Annotated in this window: 1 protein-coding gene; it reads left to right on the forward strand. The window is 69.6% G+C overall.

The features are described from left to right. Positions 1-1,738, forward strand: a 1,738-nt coding sequence (locus AC1DYI_RS34580; protein WP_477208621.1) for a hypothetical protein, incomplete at both ends; no start/stop codon positions are given.

Genomic DNA, 1,738 nt, shown 5'->3' on the forward strand with positions numbered 1-1,738 from the left:
CAGGAGCACCACGTCAATGGCGGCAGCGTCCGTGTGCAGGCCGGCCGCGACATCGTCGACGGCGTGTACGAAAGCGGCGGCGCGCTGCTGTCGTTGCAGGCGGGCCGCGATGTCGCTGCGCGCTCGTTCAACCCGGCCAACCAGCCCGGCACGCGCCTGTATTTCGAGAACGGCGCCACCCAGGTCAACGCACGCGGCGACGTGACGCTGGCCCAGTTGAGCAGCCGCTTTGCCGACTACGACCGCGGCGGCGACATCAACCAGGCGCACAACATCCAGGGCCTGGATGGAGACGCCTCGGCGTCCATCGTGTCGGCCGCCGGCGACTTCACGTTCAAGTACACCGGCTTCGTCCCGACCAACCAGGACAACGTCAACCTGATCGCGCTGCCCGACCGCACCCGGATCGCCGCCCCCTCCGGCGATGTGGTGCTGGGCGAATCCACGTTCATCCAGCAGCCGCAACGCGACGGTGAACTGACGGTGCTGGCCGGCGGCTCGTTGACGGTCAACAGCGCGATCATCGTCAACGCCACCCAGACCTCGCAACGCCCCGGCGCCTATTGGCAAACTGCCGACGAGAGCATCGCCGAAGTCGGCGGCGTGTTGACCGACGGCGTCTCGATGCTCGACCAGAGCGGCCGCAGCGCCGTGCAATTCGTGGCCGGCAGTGGCGACCTGGCGTTCAACGGCAGCCGCGGCGTCCAATCGGCCCGCCCCTTGCGGCTGGTGGCAGGCCACGACCTGTTCCTCAGCGGCCGCGTTTACGCGCAACACCAGCCCGACGCCACCACCGGCGCCTGGGATGAGCAGACGCTGCTGAAGGCGGGTCGCGACATTGCCTTCCACGACGCCCGGCTGCCGGGTGCCTACGGTGCATTGCAGGTCTCCGGTCCCGGCGACGTCAGCCTGCTGGCCGGTCGGGACATCGACCTCGGTGCGCAGTCGGGCAACCTCGGCTCCGGCGTGATGTCGACCGGCAACACCACCAACGGCCTGCTGCCCGCGCAAAGCGCATCGGTCACGCTGGTGGCCGGCCTGCGCAGCGACGGTGTCGACTACACCCAGGCCATCGCGCGGGGCTTTGCGGTCGTCGGCAGCTCGGCACTGGCCGAACGTGCCGGTGACCTCTACGCGCTGCTGACGGCCAAGGACGGCACCGCGGTGAAGCTCGACAGCGCAGAGGCCAAGGCCTTCGACGCGAAGAGCCCCACCGAGCAGCTCGCCGCCGTCAAGGCCCTGATGGGCGATGCCGCCTACAACCAGGCGCTCGCCGGCTATGTGCGCAGCCTGCCTGGCAACAGCAACCTCAGCGACGACGCAGCCATCGCGCAGTTCGCCAAGATGACACCGGCGCGCCAGGACGCGGCGCCGGGTGCGCTGCTGACCGGCCGCTTCGCCACGCTGTCGGCCGACAGTCGGCACGGCTTCGTGGCGCAGGTCGCCACCACTGACACGCCGCGTTATGCGCAGGCATTGCTGCAATGGCTGAAGCAGACCACCGGCCAGCAGCTCGCGCTCGACCAGGCCATCGTCGCGTTCGAGGCGCTGCCGGTCGAGCGGCAGATCGGCTGGCTGAACCAGATGCTGGTCGAAGAAGTGCGCAGCGCCGGCCGCGCCGCGGCGACCACCAGCGGAGTCGACAAAGAGGCCGCCTACCTGCGCGGCTACCTGGCGATCGACAGCATCTTCCCCGGCCAGCGGCCCAGCGGCGACATTCGCATGCCGAGCACGCAGG

It is taken from the genome of Ideonella sp. P3_A4 (genome assembly GCF_056403075.1).